General features: G+C 57.8%; 17 protein-coding genes. 8 read left to right on the forward strand and 9 right to left on the reverse strand.

What is annotated here, in order from left to right; genetic code table 11:
* The first annotated feature begins 26 nt into the window (after nt 1-26).
* From ACQZ40_RS00530 to pncB, 7 genes are all read left to right on the forward strand, one after another.
* The gene (locus tag ACQZ40_RS00530; protein WP_448747174.1) at nt 27-908 is read left to right on the forward strand and encodes a LysR family transcriptional regulator; all 882 of its coding nucleotides are present in this window, start codon (nt 27-29) and stop codon (nt 906-908) included.
* 123 nt (nt 909-1,031) lie between these two features.
* Nucleotides 1,032-1,949: a DMT family transporter gene (locus ACQZ40_RS00535; protein WP_174038996.1), complete on the forward strand. Its 918-nt coding sequence runs from the start codon at nt 1,032-1,034 to the stop codon at nt 1,947-1,949.
* 291 nt (nt 1,950-2,240) lie between these two features.
* A complete protein-coding gene (locus tag ACQZ40_RS00540; RefSeq protein ID WP_059759132.1) occupies nt 2,241-3,347 on the forward strand; it encodes a DUF475 domain-containing protein in 1,107 nt (368 codons plus the stop codon).
* A gap of 364 nt (nt 3,348-3,711) precedes the next feature.
* Nucleotides 3,712-4,056, forward strand: a complete 345-nt coding sequence (locus ACQZ40_RS00545; RefSeq protein WP_448747175.1) for a MarR family transcriptional regulator — start codon at nt 3,712-3,714, stop codon at nt 4,054-4,056.
* 18 nt (nt 4,057-4,074) lie between these two features.
* Nucleotides 4,075-4,926 carry a C40 family peptidase gene (locus ACQZ40_RS00550; protein WP_304982022.1) on the forward strand — a complete coding sequence of 284 codons (852 nt, stop codon included), beginning with the start codon at nt 4,075-4,077 and terminating at the stop codon, nt 4,924-4,926.
* A gap of 95 nt (nt 4,927-5,021) precedes the next feature.
* On the forward strand, nt 5,022-5,381 hold the full coding sequence (locus ACQZ40_RS00555; RefSeq protein WP_078051538.1) for a hypothetical protein: 360 nt from the start codon (nt 5,022-5,024) through the stop codon (nt 5,379-5,381).
* A 210-nt stretch (nt 5,382-5,591) separates the two neighbouring features.
* Nucleotides 5,592-6,896, forward strand: coding sequence for a nicotinate phosphoribosyltransferase (gene pncB / locus ACQZ40_RS00560; protein WP_065654709.1), 1,305 nt, complete (start codon nt 5,592-5,594; stop codon nt 6,894-6,896).
* Nucleotides 6,897-6,997: 101 nt separating this feature from the next.
* Here pncB and ACQZ40_RS00565 read toward each other — a convergent pair whose 3' ends face one another.
* Nucleotides 6,998-8,392, reverse strand: coding sequence for a leucyl aminopeptidase family protein (locus ACQZ40_RS00565; RefSeq protein WP_448747176.1), 1,395 nt, complete (start codon nt 8,390-8,392; stop codon nt 6,998-7,000).
* A gap of 142 nt (nt 8,393-8,534) precedes the next feature.
* Between ACQZ40_RS00565 and ACQZ40_RS00570 the strand changes: the two genes are divergently transcribed.
* Nucleotides 8,535-9,359 carry a tetratricopeptide repeat protein gene (locus tag ACQZ40_RS00570; RefSeq protein ID WP_448747177.1) on the forward strand — a complete coding sequence of 275 codons (825 nt, stop codon included), beginning with the start codon at nt 8,535-8,537 and terminating at the stop codon, nt 9,357-9,359.
* A 54-nt stretch (nt 9,360-9,413) separates the two neighbouring features.
* Here the strand turns inward: ACQZ40_RS00570 and ACQZ40_RS00575 are convergent, their stop codons facing one another.
* From ACQZ40_RS00575 to ACQZ40_RS00610, 8 genes are all read right to left on the reverse strand, one after another.
* Complete coding sequence (locus ACQZ40_RS00575; RefSeq protein ID WP_271044802.1) at nt 9,414-10,400, reverse strand: type II secretion system F family protein; 987 nt, start codon at nt 10,398-10,400, stop codon at nt 9,414-9,416.
* 9 nt (nt 10,401-10,409) lie between these two features.
* On the reverse strand, nt 10,410-11,414 hold the full coding sequence (locus ACQZ40_RS00580; RefSeq protein ID WP_271044803.1) for a type II secretion system F family protein: 1,005 nt from the start codon (nt 11,412-11,414) through the stop codon (nt 10,410-10,412).
* Nucleotides 11,415-11,429: 15 nt separating this feature from the next.
* Nucleotides 11,430-12,902 carry a CpaF family protein gene (locus tag ACQZ40_RS00585; RefSeq protein ID WP_269828357.1) on the reverse strand — a complete coding sequence of 491 codons (1,473 nt, stop codon included), beginning with the start codon at nt 12,900-12,902 and terminating at the stop codon, nt 11,430-11,432.
* A gap of 33 nt (nt 12,903-12,935) precedes the next feature.
* Nucleotides 12,936-14,219: a CtpF protein gene (locus tag ACQZ40_RS00590; protein WP_448747178.1), complete on the reverse strand. Its 1,284-nt coding sequence runs from the start codon at nt 14,217-14,219 to the stop codon at nt 12,936-12,938.
* Nucleotides 14,220-14,253: 34 nt separating this feature from the next.
* Complete coding sequence (locus ACQZ40_RS00595; protein WP_448747179.1) at nt 14,254-14,946, reverse strand: CpaD family pilus assembly protein; 693 nt, start codon at nt 14,944-14,946, stop codon at nt 14,254-14,256.
* A gap of 56 nt (nt 14,947-15,002) precedes the next feature.
* Nucleotides 15,003-16,586: a type II and III secretion system protein family protein gene (locus tag ACQZ40_RS00600; protein ID WP_448747180.1), complete on the reverse strand. Its 1,584-nt coding sequence runs from the start codon at nt 16,584-16,586 to the stop codon at nt 15,003-15,005.
* Nucleotides 16,583-17,389, reverse strand: coding sequence for a Flp pilus assembly protein CpaB (cpaB, locus tag ACQZ40_RS00605; protein WP_448747181.1), 807 nt, complete (start codon nt 17,387-17,389; stop codon nt 16,583-16,585). The genes ACQZ40_RS00600 and cpaB overlap by 4 nt, the downstream gene beginning before the upstream one ends.
* A gap of 126 nt (nt 17,390-17,515) precedes the next feature.
* The gene (locus tag ACQZ40_RS00610; protein ID WP_448747182.1) at nt 17,516-18,028 is read right to left on the reverse strand and encodes an A24 family peptidase; all 513 of its coding nucleotides are present in this window, start codon (nt 18,026-18,028) and stop codon (nt 17,516-17,518) included.
* Nucleotides 18,029-18,094: the final 66 nt, after the last annotated feature.

Here is an 18,094-nt window from a genome sequence, read left to right on the forward strand (position 1 = left end):
GCAAAAATAGACATAAGGAGGGTGCCGTGAACTGGGATGATGTGCGTTTGTTTCTAAGCGTCGCTCGAAGCGGCCAGTTTCTTTCGGCGGCCAGAAAACTTGGCGTCAACCACGCCACCCTCAGCCGGCGCATTTCCGCACTGGAAGCGGCCATCGGCACGCAGCTCTTCCTGCGCAGCACCAATGGCTGCGAGTTGACCGAAGAGGGGCAGCGCCTTCTTGCCGGAGCCGAGCGCATGGAAACCGAAATGCTGAATGCCCAGGCAAATCTCGGCCGCGTCGATACGGCGGTGGCGGGAACGGTGCGCATCGGCGCGCCGGATGGCCTCGGCGTTTCTTTCCTCGCGCCGCGGCTCGGCCGGCTGACGGCGCGTTATCCCGATCTGAAAATCCAGCTCGTGCCGGTGCCGCGTTCTTTCTCCCTGTCGCAGCGTGAGGCCGATATAGCCATCACCATCGAAAGGCCGGAGCAGGGCAGGCTGATGTTTTCAAAGCTCACCGATTATTCGCTGGGCCTCTATGCCTCGGCGGATTATCTGGCCGATTATGGAACGCCTGATGATGTAGAGGCGCTGAAGCGCCACCGGCGGATCGGCTACGTGGAGGACCTGATCTTTTCGCCTTCACTGAACTTTACCGGTGAGATCATGCGCGACTGGGACGCCGCCTTCGAAATCTCCAGCGCTACCGGGCAGACCGAGGCGGTGCGTTCCGGTGCGGGCATCGGCATCCTGCACAATTACATCGCCGGGCAATATCCCGAACTTCTGCGGATCATGCCGCACCTCACCATCAGCCGGTCCTACTGGACCGCCTATCACGAATCCGCCCGTCAACTGGTCCGCGTCCGCACGGTGGTCGATTTTCTCCAGGAACTGGTTGCCGCAGAACGGCGAATCTTCACCTGACATCCAACACGCCGACATTATTAGTACTATTAATTATTCCGGCCCGGCAGTTCGGGGCTTGACAAAGGATGGCAGGCTGGACGACCAATGCAGCCATTGGGAGAGATCGGAACTGACATGTCTATGATACGTAAGCTTTCGCCGACTGGCCTCGGCGTGGCCGTCATGCTGCTTGGAATGCTGCTTTTCGCACTGAACGACGCCATGGGGAAATGGCTCGTAGCCACCTATAGCCAGGGTCAGGTGATCCTCATCCGCAGCGCGGCGGCGCTTATTATCCTCGTTCCGATCGTCTGGCGTGCCGGCCCCTCCGGCCTTGTCAGAATTGAACGTCCCGGCCTTCAGTTCGCGCGCGTTTTCTTTTCCACCGCAGAGCTTTTCTGTTTCTATTTCGCGGTCGCGGCCCTGCCGCTCGCCGATGTCATGACCTATTGGCTGGCCGCCCCCATCTATGTGGCGGCGCTCTCGCCGTTTCTGCTCGGAGAAAAGGTGGGCTGGCGTCGCTGGACGGCCATCGCCATCGGTTTTGTCGGCGTTCTAATTGCGCTCAAACCCAGTTCGGCAAGCCTCACCTCCGCAGCATTGTTTTCGATCCTTGGCAGTGCCGCTTTCGCTTTCATGATGTTATCCGGTCGTCAGCTGCGCAATACGCCGGATACGGTGCTTGCCTTCTGGCAGATCATCGGTGCGGCGCTTGCGGGCATTGTCGCGGTATTCCTCACGCCATCGGGATGGCTGCCGGTTCAGTCCAGTTTCGATCTCGCCTTCCTCGGCCTGCTCGGCGTCGTCGCCATGACGGCGCATGTGCTGGTCAACCGGGCGCTTAAACTCGCCGATGCCGCCACCGTCGCGCCGCTGCAATATACGCTGTTGCTCTGGGCGGTCATTTTCGGCTGGCTGTTCTTCGGCGATGTGCCGCAGACGAGTATCGTCGTCGGCGCGGGTCTGATCGTTCTTTCCGGCCTTTATATCTTCTTCCGCGAAAATACTCTCAAACGCCGCCGCGAAACCGCTGAAGACCTGGCAGCAGAGCAGGTTTGATCTTCCTCACAGCCTCGATCACGATCACGGGACTTGACGAAGGCGTGATCTTCAGGGAGTAAGAAAGAGCCCTGCGATGATTTGTCTCGCAACGGCAGAGGAAACAAAGGTGCCGGGCCCCTCTGGCGAGAGTTTTACGGCGCTCTCGCGATGTCGGTACCGCCTGCAAAAATTGGCCGGCGGATTAAAAACTATGAAAAACCTGAATGTGCTTCGCGCGCGTGCTTTCTGCGTGCGGCCTGACGCCCTGCGTCGGCCCCTGAACGCCCTCTTTATGGGAGGCGACCGGACATGAGCGCTGCCCAGAAAAACACGCTTACCTACTTCAAGTGGGCTTTTATCGTCACCGTGGTCGGTTTGATCCTCGGCGGTTATCTCGGTTGGGAAATGACCGGAACGGTCGGCGGTACGGCGACGATCTTCTTCATCTGCGTCGTGCTGGCGGTGCTGGAAATCTCACTTTCCTTCGACAACGCCATCGTCAACGCCAATAAGCTCAAGGATATGACACCGGTCTGGCAGCATCGCTTCCTGACCTGGGGTATCCTGATTGCCGTTTTCGGCATGCGTATCGTCTTCCCGCTGCTCATCGTGGTCGTCGCGGCCAATGTCGGCCCGTGGACGGCGATTGTCATGGCGGCTACGCAGCCAGAACGTTACGCGGAAATCATGCGTGACGCCCATCTGCCGATTGCGGCTTTCGGCGGCACCTTCCTGATGATGGTCGGTCTCAACTTCTTCTTCGACCATGAAAAGGACGTGCACTGGGTGCGCTGGATCGAGGAAAAGGCTGCAACCTATTCCTCCGTGAAGGGCATCGAGATTGCCTTCGTGCTGGTCGTCATGCTGATCTTTTCCCGCATCATCGGTGCTAGCGACAATCCGGAACTTGGTCCGGTCGCGGCCAACACCTTCTTCCATTCGGCGATCTGGGGTCTTTTGACCTTCCTGCTGGTGGAAGTCGTCGGCGGCATTCTCGACCGCAGCCAGGAAATGCTGGAAGGCGCGGCGAAAGGCGGCTTCGGTGCGTTTCTTTATCTCGAAGTGCTGGATGCCAGCTTCTCCTTCGATGGCGTTATCGGCGCTTTTGCGCTGACGCAGAATCTCTTCATCATCGCCATCGGCCTCGGTATCGGCGCCATGTATGTGCGTTCGATGACCATCATGCTGGTCGAGAAGGGAACCCTGGCGGAATATCGCTATCTGGAGCACGGCGCCTTTTATGCAATCCTCATCCTGTCCGTCATCATGTACGTGCAGACCATGGTGCATATTCCGGAGGTCATCACGGGCCTTGGCGGCGCGGGTCTGATCGGCATCTCGCTCTGGTCGTCGATCCGCTATAACCGGCGACAGAGTGCCGATGCGGTCGATGCCGCCCGCGGCGCGGAGATCTGATCCGCAATTACCCATGCCTTCCGCTGTCGCGGCGGAAGGCAGTTTTTAAGCATTGAATTATTTTTTTGCCTGTTTTTGTTGCTATTTGCTCTTTGCGAAAAATTTCGCCACAAGGCGGAGTTCGTGCCTTAAGTTGCTGTTTTTACGAGTATTTGTGCGCTGCATCAAAATTGGCACGCTTCCTGCATCTCATTCCGCAAGTCCAGAGGGGACATTATGGCTCGAAAACGGGTCGACAAATACCGCCGCGCCGCGCGATCTTTCTGATCTGCGCCGTGCGGCGGTTCTGTTTGTGCGGGATGGTTCTTGAGTTTTCCGTTCGGTTGAATGAAAACGATAAGACAACGACTGGAAGGGTCACGGTTTGCCTGCACAATTGTCGCCCACGGAGGCCCTGGGTCTTTGGCATCGTGTATCCACGGCGCAGGTCATTGACGATCAGCCGGATTTGACCTTGCGTCAAACCGCCATCCTGCTGCAGATTTATCTTGTGCTGCCGCCGCACACCGTGCGGGGTCTTGCCGCCATGCTGGGTGTGACCAAACCGGTTATTACCCGCGCCCTCGACAGTCTGGGTGCTCTTGGATTGGTCGACCGGGTTCGGGATGAGCGGGACAAGCGCAATGTCGTGATAAAACGCACAGTAGCCGGTGCGCTTTATCTGGAAAAATTCGGCGATCTGATTATTGATCAGGCGCGCAAGATCTAACCTCTGGATGTGAAACCCATGATGCTCGACCGCCGCCTGAATGTCTTCCGCTCCGATCTCGCCGATGAAAAGCTGCAGGGCGTGGTGCAGGCCGAGCGTTTTGTCAGCGGCTCGCCCGCGCAGATCGCTGTGCCGGTTGTTGGCCTGCGGCCGACGCCGGACCTTGCCGCCGGCATCGATACCGAGCTGCTGTCTGGCGAAACCATCCGTGTTTTCGAGTACGCGAATGGCTGGGCATGGGTGCAGGCGGATGCAGATGGTTATGCCGGCTATGTGCCGGAAACGGCGATTGGCGATGTCGTTGTCGCCACACATCGGGTGATTGCACCGCGCACTTTTCTCTATCCAGCCGCTGAATTGCGCAAACCGCCGGTCGCCGCGCTGTCCATGGGCAGTCTCATCCGCATCGTCGGCGAGGCGGAGACACGCGGCACCCGTTACCTGCTGACCGAAAAGGGCGAAGGCATCATCGCCGCCCATTGCCGCGCCGTGGATGCGGCGCTTGAAGAGGATTATGTGGCGGTGGCGCTGCGCTTTATCGAAACGCCCTATCTGTGGGGCGGCCGTTCCGGTTTCGGCATCGATTGCTCCGGCCTCGTGCAGCTTTCCATGGCCATGGCGGGCCGGCGGGTTCTGCGCGATACCGACATGCAGGTGAAGTCGCTTGGCGTCGAAATAGAGCGGGATGAATTGCGCCGCGGCGATCTCGTCTTCTGGAAGGGCCATGTCGGCCTCATGGAAAACGAGGGAGTTCTGCTGCATGCCAATGGCCATACGATGAATGTCGCACGCGAAAATCTCGATGCGGCCATCGAGCGCATCGGCTGGCTTTACGAAAAGCCGACGGCTTTCCGCCGCCTGGAAGACTGAAAAGGCGGCTTTCACGAAATTGTGCCTGTACGGCCCTTTGTGCGAGAGCCGCCGACAGCCTACATCGGTTGGATGATGGTTCGGGACCGACATCGATGAAGACAAGAACGGCGACACGATTGGCAGCGATCCTCGCGGCGGTTTTGCTGAGCGCGTCGGCGCAGGCGCAGACTGTTTTCCAGAATGGTTTTGCTCCCGCGCCGGATGCCTATGCAAATCTGCCAGGCGTCAAGGATCCGCGCACGCTGCAGCCAAAGGTCCGTTACAATTGCCACAGCGCTCTTGGCTCGACCGGATATTCGCGCGGCCCCTACCGGAATGTTTTTGGCAGCCGTGGACTTCCCGTTCAGGGTTACCGTTGCACCGATGAAAACGGAATTTCCAGCTTCGGCGGCAGAAACCCGGTTTCCAAGGACTGGTATCCCGGCATAAACCCCGTAGACCCGACCTTCTGAGGCGGCATCGCTCCAGCAGCGGACCGAAAACCCCATTGCGCTCTTCGGAAAATCGATGCGCGGGCGGTGGCGGCGGGCATTTGCCTGGCCGGTGCTCTGGACTTGTTGTCGCTTTTTCAGATAAATCTTCCGCATGACAGGTTGATACCTGCCGGGGTGCGGAGTGACATCGGCTATTCTGACCTTTGGCCGATATTGGGGAATGCGAGTATGACGAAGACCGATATAGCCACCCGTGTCCATAATCATACCTGGAAACTCGACCCTATCGTCCGCAGCCTGATCGATACGGATTTCTACAAGCTCTTGATGTTGCAGATGATCTGGAAGCTCTATCCGGAGGTCGACGCGACGTTTTCGCTGATCAACCGCACGAAGACGGTGCGGCTGGCGGAAGAAATCGACGAGATGGAGCTGCGCGAACAGCTCGATCATGCACGCACCCTGCGTCTTTCCAAAAAGGAAAACATCTGGCTTGCGGGTAACACGTTTTACGGCCGCTCGCAGATTTTCGAGCCGGAATTCCTCTCCTGGCTGTCGAGCTATCAATTGCCGGAATATGAGCTTTTCAAGCGCGACGGGCAATATGAGCTGAATTTTCATGGCCGCTGGATGGACACGACGCTCTGGGAAATCCCGGCGCTCGCCATCATCAACGAGTTGCGCTCGCGCAGCGCCATGCGCTCGCTCGGTTATTTCACGCTCGATGTGCTTTATGCCCGCGCAAAGGCCAAGATGTGGGAGAAGGTGGAGCGGCTGCGGGAGCTGCCGGGCCTGCGCATTTCCGATTTCGGCACCCGTCGCCGCCACAGCTTCCTTTGGCAACGCTGGTGCGTCGAAGCGCTGAAGGAAGGCATCGGGCCCGCCTTTACCGGTACGAGTAACGTCCTGCTCGCCATGGATTCCGATCTCGAAGCCGTCGGCACGAACGCGCATGAACTGCCGATGGTGGTCGCGGCGCTGGCGCAGACGGATGAGGAGCTCGCCGCAGCACCCTATCAGGTTCTGAAGGACTGGAACCGGCTTTATGGCGGCAACCTGCTGATCGTACTGCCGGATGCCTTCGGCACGGCGGCTTTCCTGCGCAACGCGCCGGAATGGGTGGCAGACTGGACGGGTTTCCGTCCCGACAGTGCGCCGCCGATCGAAGGTGGGGAAAAGATCATCGAGTGGTGGCAGAAGATGGGCCGCGATCCGCGCAAGAAGATGCTGATCTTCTCCGACGGTCTCGATGTCGACGCCATCATCGATACCTACAGGCATTTCGAAGGCCGTGTCCGCATGAGCTTCGGTTGGGGCACCAACCTCACCAATGATTTTGCAGGTTGCGCGCCAAAAACCATCGCCAGCCTCAAGCCGATTTCCATCGTCTGCAAGGTGAGCGACGCCAATGGCCGGCCGGCGGTGAAGCTCTCGGACAATCCGCAAAAGGCCACCGGCGACCCAGCCGAAGTGGAGCGTTACCTGAAGTTCTTCGGCGAAGAGGACCATAAGGAACAGAAGGTTCTGGTTTAGAGCTTTTGTGGAGCCCGGTTTTCCGCCCGGAAAATGCTCTGAATTGAGAACGGGCGCTCCGGTTGAGGAAGCGCCCGTGGAAGCCTGCACCTATAAGCAGATTACTTCGCAAACTGATGTGCGATGTAATGGAAGAGTGCGCGGATACCCTGCGCCTCCCCGCCGATCGATGAATGATGCCTCTCGCTCAGAGACCAGCCGTAAATATCGAAATGCGCCCAGCGCCTGGTATTGGTAACGAAACGCTTCAGGAACAGGGCGGCGGTGATCGATCCGCCCATGCCGCCCGAAGGCGCGTTGGTGATATCGGCTGCGCGTGAGCGGATATCCTTGTCGTAGCCCATATAGAGCGGCATGCGCCACAGCGGATCGTCCGTATCGATGCTGGCTTCCGCGATATCATGCGCCAGATCCTCATCATCAGTGTAGAAGGGCGGCAGATCCGGGCCGAGCGCGACGCGTGCGGCACCCGTCAGCGTTGCCATGTCGATCATCAGGTCCGGCGCATCTTCGTCCGCATAGGCCAGCGCATCCGCCAGAACAAGACGGCCTTCAGCGTCGGTATTGTCGATCTGCACCGTCAGCCCCTTGCGGCTGCGGTAGATATCGCCGGGGCGGAAGGCATTGGAGGAGATGGAGTTTTCGACCGCGGGCACGAGAACGCGAAGATCGACCGGCAGCTTCGCATCCATGATCATCAGCGCAAGGCCGAGCACATTGGCCGCGCCTCCCATATCCTTCTTCATCAGTGCCATGGAGGCGGCGGGTTTAATATCGAGGCCACCTGTATCGAAGCAGACGCCCTTGCCGACAAGGGTGAGGCGCGGATTGCCCTTCTTGCCCCAGTTCATCTCCAGAAGCCGCGGCGCGCTTTCGCTGGCCCGGCCGACAGCATGGATCAGGGGGAAGTTTTCCTTGAGCAGATCATCGCCGGTGGTGACCTTCACCTTTGCCTTGTAGTGGGCGGCAAGCGCGCGGAAGGCAATCTCAAGCTCATCCGGCCCCATATCGTTGGCCGGAACATTGATGAGGTCGCGCGCAAGGAAAACGCCGGCCAGAACGCGCTTGATCTCGCCGTCTTCCGCATCCTGCGGAATAAGGAGCTTTGCCCCGTTCGTCTTGGTGGTCTTGTATTTGTCGAAGCGGTAGCTGCCGAGACCGAAACCGAGAGCGAGGCGATTGGCCGTCAGTGGTGCTGTCTCGATGTGCCAATCGCCTTCCGGCAGCTCACGGGCGAGTTTCCCGGTGATGAAGGGGATTTCCGAGGGATTGCCGCCGAGGCCGAGAAGCACGCCGCCCAGCGAACCATCGGCGGAGGGAACGAGCAAGATGGCGCCTGCCTCCGCCTTGAACCCCGCCTTCTTCGCCCAATCCAGAGCGACAGGATCGATGGCGCCCTGTTCGATATGGGCCGGCGTGACGGCGAAAACCGGCAATGTGCTGCCGGCCTTGGAGCTGAAAGGGGTCGGGCGTTCGATGAACTGATAGGGCGCCATTGTATGCTTCCGTAAATGTCGAGAATCGGTGCGATTAACGCTCTGTTAGGGTTAACAGATTATTGCTTAAGCGAAAGTTGCGTCATGTGAGTCTGTCGTGTGTCGGGCGCAAGATTGATCATTCTTGGGCGGGGGCGCTGCCATGACTGCATTTTCTTTGGGCGAGACAGGCCGGACAGGGTTGCTGCGGGGAGCATGTCTTGCCGCATTGGTTCTTGCGGTTTCGGGATGCGCGAGCACCAACAAGCCTGATCGCATGTCCACCGGCTCCATTCCCGCCGCCACGCGCTCCTATGATCACATGAACATGGAGCAGCTTCGGCAGGCGGAGGAGAGCGCCGGCAAAGCCTATGAACGCAGCCCCAAGGATAAATCGGTCGGCATGAATTATGCCAGCGTGCTGATGATGACCGGCAAGAACACACAGGCTCTCGCCGTCATGCAGCAGATCGCCATCGCCAATCCGGCCGACCGCGATGTCCTTGCCGCCTATGGCAAATCGCAGGCCGCTGCCGGCCAGCTGGAACAGGCGCTTTCGACCATCCAGCGGGCGCAGACGCCGGACAGGCCCGACTGGCGGCTTTATTCCGCCGAGGGCGCCGTGCTCGATCAGCTTGGACGCTCGAACGAGGCGCGTTCCCGCTACAGGCAGGCGCTTGACCTGAAGCCGAACGACCCGAGCGTATTGTCCAACCTCGGCATGTCCTATGTCCTGTCGAGTGATCCGCGCACTGCCGAAACATATCTGCAATCCGCCATCGCCCAGCCGGGCGCCGATAGCCGCGTTCGCCAGAACCTTGCGCTCGTGGTCGGTCTACAGGGCCGCTTTGCCGAAGCCGAGCGCATCGCGGTTCAGGAACTCTCGCCACAGCAGGCACAGGCAAACCTCACCTATCTGCGTGCCATGCTTTCGCAGCAGAACTCCTGGCAGCAACTGGCGAGGAAGGACGGCAAGCCGGCTGGTTGATGTGTTCGAGCATTCGGCCGGCTGACAGGCAATCGCTCTGCAGTATTTTCTTTGTCAGAATGTGTCCAGAACGCGGATGATAGCCGGTCCGAGAATGACTGCTATCAGTACCGGCAGGAAAAATACGATCATCGGCACAGTCAGTTTCGGCGGCAGCGCGGCAGCCTTTTTTTCGGCTTCGTTCATGCGTTCGTCGCGGCCTTCCTGTGCGAGAACGCGAAGCGCCTGGGCAAGCGGTGTGCCGTATCGCTCCGCCTGAATAAGCGCCTGTACCACGCTTTTGACGGTTTCGAGCTGGGTACGCGTGCCGAAATTCTCAAGAGCGACACGCCTGTCCTGAAGAAAGGATAGTTCAGCTGTCGTGAGCATCATTTCTTCTGCCAGTTCGGGTGACTGTTCGCCCACTTCTTCGGCCACACGGCGCATGGCAGCTTCCATGGATACGCCGGATTCGATGCAGATCAGCATGAGGTCAAGCGCGTCCGGCCAGGCCCGCTTGATGGATGCCTGCCGCTTGTTCATGCGATTCGATACGTAAATATTGGGAGCGTAAAAACCGATATAACCGAAAAGAAGCACAGCCATTAGCCGGATGATAAACGCTTTGTCGGCGAGGTTTCCGAGAACGAAGATCCAAGTGAAGGCGATGGCCAGAAAAATGAACGGCAAGACGAATCGTGCGGCAAGGAACGTGTTGAACGCGTTTTGTGAACGAAGCCCGGCCGCCCGCAGCTTGTTCATTGTGTTCTTGTCGGCCAGTGCTTCCTGCAGATTGAATTTCTCGACGATGCGGCGGGCCGATTTGTTATTGTTACCCCGCAGCGAGGTTTTGCCGTCTCTCGCTACAGTCGCCATGCGGTCGCGCTCGCGGCTACGGATGAGATCGCGTTCCGATGATACCGCTTTCATGCGCTTGGCGAAATCTTTCCGCTCAAAAACCGGCATGATGAGGGTATAGAAGGTCGCGAAAACAGCGAGCGTTACAAGAACGGCGATGATCGTTTGTGGGTCAGTCAGGCGAGAAAGAAGATTTCCTGTCATACTGCGACCTCAGATATCGAAATTGATCATTTGGCGCATGATGAATATTCCGATCAGCATCCAGATCGCGGATGCTCCGAGAATAATGTGGCCCCGTAAGTCGGTGAAAAGTACCGACAGATAGTCAGGCGATGTGAAATGCACCAGCAGCATGACGACGAAAGGCAGCGAGCCGATGATGACTGCTGAGGCCTTCGCTTCCATCGAAAGAGCACTCACCTTGGCGCGCATCTTCTTGCGGTCACGCAAAACTTTTGAAAGATTTGACAACGCTTCCGAAAGGTTGCCGCCGGCCTGCGCCTGAATATTGATGACAGTGCTGAAGAAGCTTACCTCGAAAAGCGGCATGGTCAGCATCATGCGTTCGATCCCCTGCGGAATTCCAATGCCAACCTGTTGGGCATCGACGACGCGCTGAAACTCCGTTTTCACCGGCTCCTGACCATCCGACGCGATTAGCCGCACGGCGTCGTTCAACGGCAATCCGGATTTGATCGACCGGCACATGACGTCCAACGCATTCGGAAACTCTTCCAGAAATTTCTTCTGTCTGCGCTTGAGAACAAACGCCAGCGCCCACCGCGGTACGCCCAGCGCCACGACAACTCCTATTAGCAGAGCGAGAAGCGACGACAGGCCGTACAGAAGGGCCATGAGGGCGGAAAAAACAGCCGCGCCGACGCTTAACAGATGGAACTGCCGAGCGGAAAGCACCAGCCCCGCCTGAACCAGCTTGTCGCGCAGGCCGATGTTCTTCGCTTTTTTCGCCTTTTCATTCTGTTTCTTTTCCATTTCCCGCAGGTTGTCCTGCATGGATTTGCGGCGCTTGCTGAGTTCCTGGACGCGGTCTCGTGCAGCTTTGATGTTTGTATGATCCGTCTCTGCGGCCTGCACCCGCTTGAAACGGCTTGTGGTCTTTTTCTCGACCTCTATCTGCTGGAAAAGAAAGACGTAGGCGAGTGCTCCTGCCGAGATGGCGACAAGTACGGCCAGTAACGCTATTGTCGGGTCCATGGCAGTCGCTTTCCCTTAGGATGTCTTTTCCATTTCATCGAGCGCGGCCGCCAGACGTTTCTCTTCGCCGTAATAGCGTGCACGATCCCAGAAATTGGGCTTGCTGATGCCGGTCGATACGTGTCTGCCGATCAGCTTGCCGTTCGCATCTTCGCCTTCGATTTCGTATCGCATGAGATCCTGGGTGACGATGACATCGCCTTCCATGCCGATCACTTCTGTGATCTGCGTTATTCGGCGCGAGCCGTCACGCAGACGCGCCGCCTGAATGACGACATCGATCGAGCCTGAGATGATTTCACGCACGGTCTTGGCCGGCAGGGTGAAGCCGCCCATGGCGATCATCGATTCGATACGGCTGAGGCATTCGCGTGGCGTATTGGCATGCAGCGTTCCCATCGAACCGTCGTGACCGGTGTTCATGGCCTGGAGAAGGTCGAAAACTTCCGGCCCGCGCACTTCGCCGACGATGATGCGTTCGGGCCGCATGCGAAGGCAGTTCTTGACGAGATCGCGCATGGTGATCTCGCCTTCCCCTTCGATATTCGGTGGGCGCGTTTCGAGCCTCACCACATGCGGTTGCTGAAGCTGCAGTTCGGCGGTGTCTTCGCAGGTGATGACACGTTCATCCCTGTCGATGAAGCTCGTCAGGCAGTTGAGAAGCGTCGTCTTACCCGAGCCGGTGCCGCCCGAAATGACGACATTGCAGCGGACGCGACCGATGATTTTGAGCAATGTTGCGCCTTCAGGCGTAATCGCTCCAAAACGTACGAGCTGGTCGAGTGTCAGCTTGTCCTTCTTGAATTTTCGGATCGTCAGCGCCGGACCGTCGATGGCAAGCGGCGGAGCGATGACGTTGACGCGCGATCCATCCGGCAGGCGCGCGTCGCATATCGGGCTCGACTCATCCACGCGTCGGCCGACCTGGCTGACGATGCGCTGGCAGATGGAAAGCAACTGCGCATTGTCACGAAAGCGGATATCGGATTCGATGGTTTTACCGCCGACTTCGATGAAGGTCTGGCCGGAACCGTTGACCATGATATCGGCAATGTCGTCGCGTGCGAGAAGCGGCTCCAGCGGCCCGTAACCAAGAACGTCGTTGCAGATATCTTCGAGCAGCTCTTCCTGCTCGGCGATCGACATGGCGAAATTCTTGATCGTGATAATGTCGTTGACGATATCGCGAATTTCCTCACGCGCGCTCTCCGCGTCGAGTTTGGCGAGCTGCGAAAGGTCGATCGTATCGATAAGCGCGGAAAATACCTGGCTCTTGGTATTGTAGTAATCTTCCGTGCGGGCGCGTTTTCTCTGCGCGGGCGGTGCGCTTGCGGTTGCTTGACGCACCACCGGTGATTGGCCGGGTTCAAGAGTGTCAATTGCAGCAGAACGAGGTTCGGGCGCTGCCGTTACCTGCATGGGCGCAGGTGCAGCAAGATCCGGCTTTGTGCTTCTGGCTGGGCTTTCAGGCCCGCGTTTTCCGAACATCGGCGTTTCCGTCTAAGGACGCAGGCAGAAGGCCTACTTGCGCTTGAGAATATTCTTCAGTTTTTCCAGACCGCCACGCCTGCTTTTGCGCAGCACGGAGCGGCCTGTGATGGTATGGGCGATTTGCGAAAAGGTTTCCGCCGTCTGGGATTTTTCATCCATCTCGCTGATCATACGGCCGCTATTGGCGGCATTTCCGAACAATTGTGCGTCGAATGGGATAATCGCAATCGGCTCGATTTCCAGCGGCTCAAGGAAATCCGCCGGCGCGATTTCCGGACGCTTGGGCATGCCGACCTGATTGAGAACGAGATGCGGCAATTTATCGTTGGGTCTCAGCTTGATCAGTGCGTCGAAGAGGTTCTTCGTATTGCGCAGATTTGCCAGATCGGGAACGGCCGTTATGACCACCTCATCGGCTTCCGAAAGGACTGCCCGCGTCCAGTCGCACCATTGGTGGGGAAGATCGAGAACCGCAACCGGGGCACTGCGCTGCAAAACCTCGAGGATCGGCAGAAAGGCCTGACGATCGAGATCATAGGTTCTGTCGAGAAGAGACGGCGCTGCCAAAAGCGACAGATGATCGGAACATTTCGTCAAAAGACGATCGAGAAATACCTCGTCCAGTCGCTCCGGCGAAAAGACCGCTTCAGCCATGCCTTGGGCAGGGTCCTGATCGAAATCGATATTCGCCGTTCCATAGGCAAGATCCATATCCGCCAGAATGGTTTCCGTGGAGAAAAGACTCGAAATGCCGAAGGCGCAATTATGCGCGATGGTGGACGAGCCTACGCCGCCCTTGGCGCCAATGAAGGCGATGTTGCGGCCCAGCGGCTCCGCTTCCGGATCGACGAAGATTGCGGCGATCGAAGCCAGGAGATCAGCCATATTGATCGGAGCGACGAGATATTCGGAAATGCCGTTGCGGATGAGATCGCGATAAAGCGTTATGTCGTTGTGTCGGCCGACGATGATGACACGCGTGGAGGGATCACAAACCTCCGCCAGGGGCGCGAGATCGTCCAGCAGCGAGGCGGTTGAGCTTGCCGTTTCAAGAACGATGAGATTGGGCGTGGGCGACGTGGAAAACATCGTGGCTGCCGCATTGATATCGCCCTTGGTCACCCGCAGGGTAACCTTGCTCATGCGCCGGTCGCTGGACAATGCGTCCATGACGCCTTGCATATTGTCGCTGACGCAGAAAGCGTGAACGGAAATGCGGGGCAGGGGCCGCAGGTGGTCCATATCCGAAGCGCGCACGGGCGGCTCGGCTTCTGTGCCGCCGCTTGGCTTGATATCGTATTCTACAGCGCTCATCGTTGTTCCTGCCGTAACAAATGTTGGATCCGCATCAATTAGCCGTCGCCGTTGTCTTGCCTTGGCGATAGTTGTCGATGACTACCGCGCGACGCTCCGCATCGATCGGGCTCATGCCGCGCGGGCCGACCAGATCCATGGGATTGGCAATCTGCGCCGCGAGATTGCTTTGGGACGCGCACCCGAAATTGTACCAGTTCTTGTTGGCGAAGGTATTGTCCGAAAGATCCTCTGGCCATTGCCCGCACTGACCGGTCATGGCGGTAACGGCGACATAGCTCAGGCGGATGGGGGAGGCGTCGCCATTGGGGGAAGCGGCATAACGCGTCTCCATGATCTTGCCCGGCGCCACACCCGCGCCGGAAAGCGTCGAGCGGATCTGTTTCGCCATTCGCGATGCGGCCGCCGAGTTGGCCGATCCCGACGGGGTCTGAATATTGATGATCCCGGTCGACATCGACGCATAATTCTGGGCAAAGCCGCGAACATTATCGGCCATCGCGGTGGTCAGCCGGCTGTCGCTGGCCGAGACCGGAATATCCAGCGAATGCTCCGCTTCCGACAGGGTAATCGGGTGGCGTGTGCGATAATCGTCGGGAATGGCGTTGGTGGTCATCGGATCGCGTGCGCAACCCTGCAACAGGCCGGCGGCAAGCGCGGCAACGACGACGAGGCCGGTCCGTCTTCCGGAAAGGTAAGGAGAAAAGGAGGAATAGGGTTCCTTCATGACATTTCCTGCCCTGACCGGGCTTGCTGTGAAGAGGGGATTTTGTGTGCGTGTCGTCATTTGTAGATGAACCCCACTGACCCCTGATAGGGCGCCGCCTGAACCTGGTCCTTGCGGCCATAGACCTTGTTGACGCGGTTCATGAAATACATGGCGGCGTCGTTTTCCGGATTGAAGTTATCGTCTGGCCGGGCGATCTGGTTGCGGGCAACGGGCCGCACCAGATAGGGCGTTGCGATGATGACCAGTTCGGTTTCGTTGCGAAGGAAGTCCTTGCTCCGGAAAAGCGTGCCGAAGATAGGGATTTTCGATATGCCGGGAAGGCCTGACATGGCTTGGCGGATATTGTCCTGGACCAAGCCGGCGATGACGATCGAGCCACCCGAAGGAAGTTCAACGGTTGTCGAGGTCTCGCGCTTGCGGATCGACATATAAGTCGAACCGGGGATGTTACGGCCCCCATTTCCTGTCACCACGTTGCCCTCATAGGTCGGCTCGGAAACATTGGTCTCGATCTTAAGGCTGATCCGCCCCGGCGAAAGCACGACAGGCCTGAAATTCAATGTTATGCCATAGTCAACTGTGTCGGTTGCACGCGTTATGGTCTGTTGGCCTGTATCGTTGTCGACGGAGATTTCCTGTTCTGCAGCCAGACGGAAGTCGCCTCCTACATAGAACTTGGCCTGCTCGCCGGAAATAGCGGTCAGGCTCGGCTCAGCCAGCGTGCGCACAACGCCGGCCTGTTCCATGGCGTTGAGATAGGTGGCAAAGTTAAGCGAGCCGGAACCGATCGCGCCGCTGGCGATCCGTGAGGCACCGCTGATTGCATTTCCGAGATTGGAAGGATTTGAGAATTCGAAGCCGTTGTTGCTGGTCGAGCTGCTAATAGAGCCATTGAAGCCGAGCTGTTTCAGTACCTGCCGGCTGACTTCGGCGACAGTGACCTTCAGCGTCACCTGATCCTCGCCTTCGATCGTCAGCATATTGACGATCTGCGATACCTGACGGTTTTCGGCGAAAATTGCCGCATCGCCGCCATTGTCGCCACCGGTGAGCGATATATTGCGGGTGGTGGCTTCACCACCTTTCAGAAAGGCTTCCGCAAGCTGAACGGCGCGTGCCGAATCCTGGGGTGTGCGCACCGTTCCGGTCAGAACGATGTTATCCGAAACGATTTCGACCTTGATGTCGGATTCGGGAATGAAGCGGCGAATATTGCCTTCCAGCCCGACAATATCCCGCTCCACCTCCAGATCGAGGCTGACGATTTCGCGACCGCCCTCGCCGAAAATGAAAATATTGGTCTGCCCAACTGTTTTTCCGAAGAGATAGATACGTTTGGAGGTGCGGGTCACGGCGTCGGCAAGGCTGGGATCCGCAACAAGAATGTCATGAGCGTCTTCCGGCAGGTCGATGACCAGCGCCTTGTTGAGGCCGAGCTTCAGGCGCTTGCGCGTGCCCGTGCCGCTCTCGGTGATCCGGACGATGCTGGCGCTTTGCGCCTCTGCTTCGCCGAGACGAAGAAATTCAGGCAAATGCTTTCCTGGAATACCTGCAAAAGCAACGCAGAATGCGAGGCCGCCGGTGATCGAAGAACGTAGGTGTTTCTTAAGATGCTTTAACATGCCCCCCCCGATCATTGGGATGCTCCCTGATTGCCTTTGACGATCGAGCCGGACTTGATCACCTGAATTTCCGGCTGGCCGGAACCGCCGTTGAGAAGGTAGTCGGCCGAAAGCGTATCGTTTTCCTGGGCATCGGCGACGGAGCGCAAGGCAAGGGTGAGGCGATCCGCCATTTGCTGTGCCACGGTTATGATCTTGGCCTGTTCGGGTGTCAGTTCCAGGGTCGCAGTCGCCCCCACGACAGCGGAGGTACCATCCTCGCCTTCCTTGATCTGCTGGTCGATCGCTAGAACGCGGACGTTGTTCAGAACATTCTCAGTCAAGAAATTGCCGGCATCGCCCTTGCGGACCATGATGACGTCCACCCGGTCATTCGGCAGCACGAAACCACCAGCACCTGTCGAGACGGAAATCTCGGTGGCGACGGCGCGCTTACCGGCCGGCAAAAGCGAAGACATGATGCGGGTGCTGGAATCGACCACTTTTTCCGATCGTATCGGTTCGCCCTCGAATAGGGGGAGACGCACGACTGCGCCAGCAAGTTCGGTGATCGCGTTCGGGCTTTTTGCTTCCGTTATGAAACTGTCGACGACATTACCCTGCGGCCATGGCGTCCAGCGTAGTGAGCTATCGTTCAAGCGGCTGCCGACAGGCAGATTGACCGAGGAAACGAGAACATTGACCGTCGGCTCCTTCTGGATGATCGTTTCCGCTTTTTCGATGACCTGCTTTGCGCCGGAAATCTGCATGGCGACAAGGCCGGCAAGACCGGCGGCGACCAGGGCAACGGAAAGAATGACAATACGCGACGGCTTCATGCTGGATCCTTGAGGGAATCAGGTTCGTTCTCCCTTCAGGATGCCGTGCGATTGGTATAATTATGGTTAATATTGTGCTTGGGTTTGTGGTTAACGAAGGTTTAATTCTAAATCTTCAGTAACGTATCAGGAAAGACTGGAGATCGCCGCCTTAACGATCGGCGCGTCCCCGTACGTTAAAAGCCCGGCAATAGCGATGCCAATACCATATGGAATCTTTTTCGCCACCATCAATGAATCCGGAATAGGAATACCGATGGCCATGACTTCCTGTGAGCGTGATCGCAAAAATAGGATGCCAAGGGTCAACAGACCGCCGATGAAGGTTACTGCGAGCAGAAATTCTATGAGGGAAATGTTGAAGCCATACCACACTGCCGTGGCAGTCAGCAGTTTGGCATCTCCTCCACCCATGGCATTGGTGGCGAAGAGAGCAAAGCAGGCCAAAAATACCGCGGCGGCGGCGGCAAGGCTCATCGCGAAAGTCTGCCAGTCCATACCGGAAACAGGAGCAACGATAATGAAAGATAGCAGTAGGAAAAGTGTTATCCTGTTGGGTATCGTCATACTGAAAAGATCGTTCAGGGCGGCAAAGGCGAGGCAAAAAGGCAATATGAGAAAAATTGCAGCAACTACCACGGCCGTCTCCTTAGTTCTATGAAGCAAAAGACACGCCACCTTAAAGGCGGCGTGTCTGTTTAGGAT

This window comes from Agrobacterium sp. 16-172Ci, from assembly GCF_053522725.1.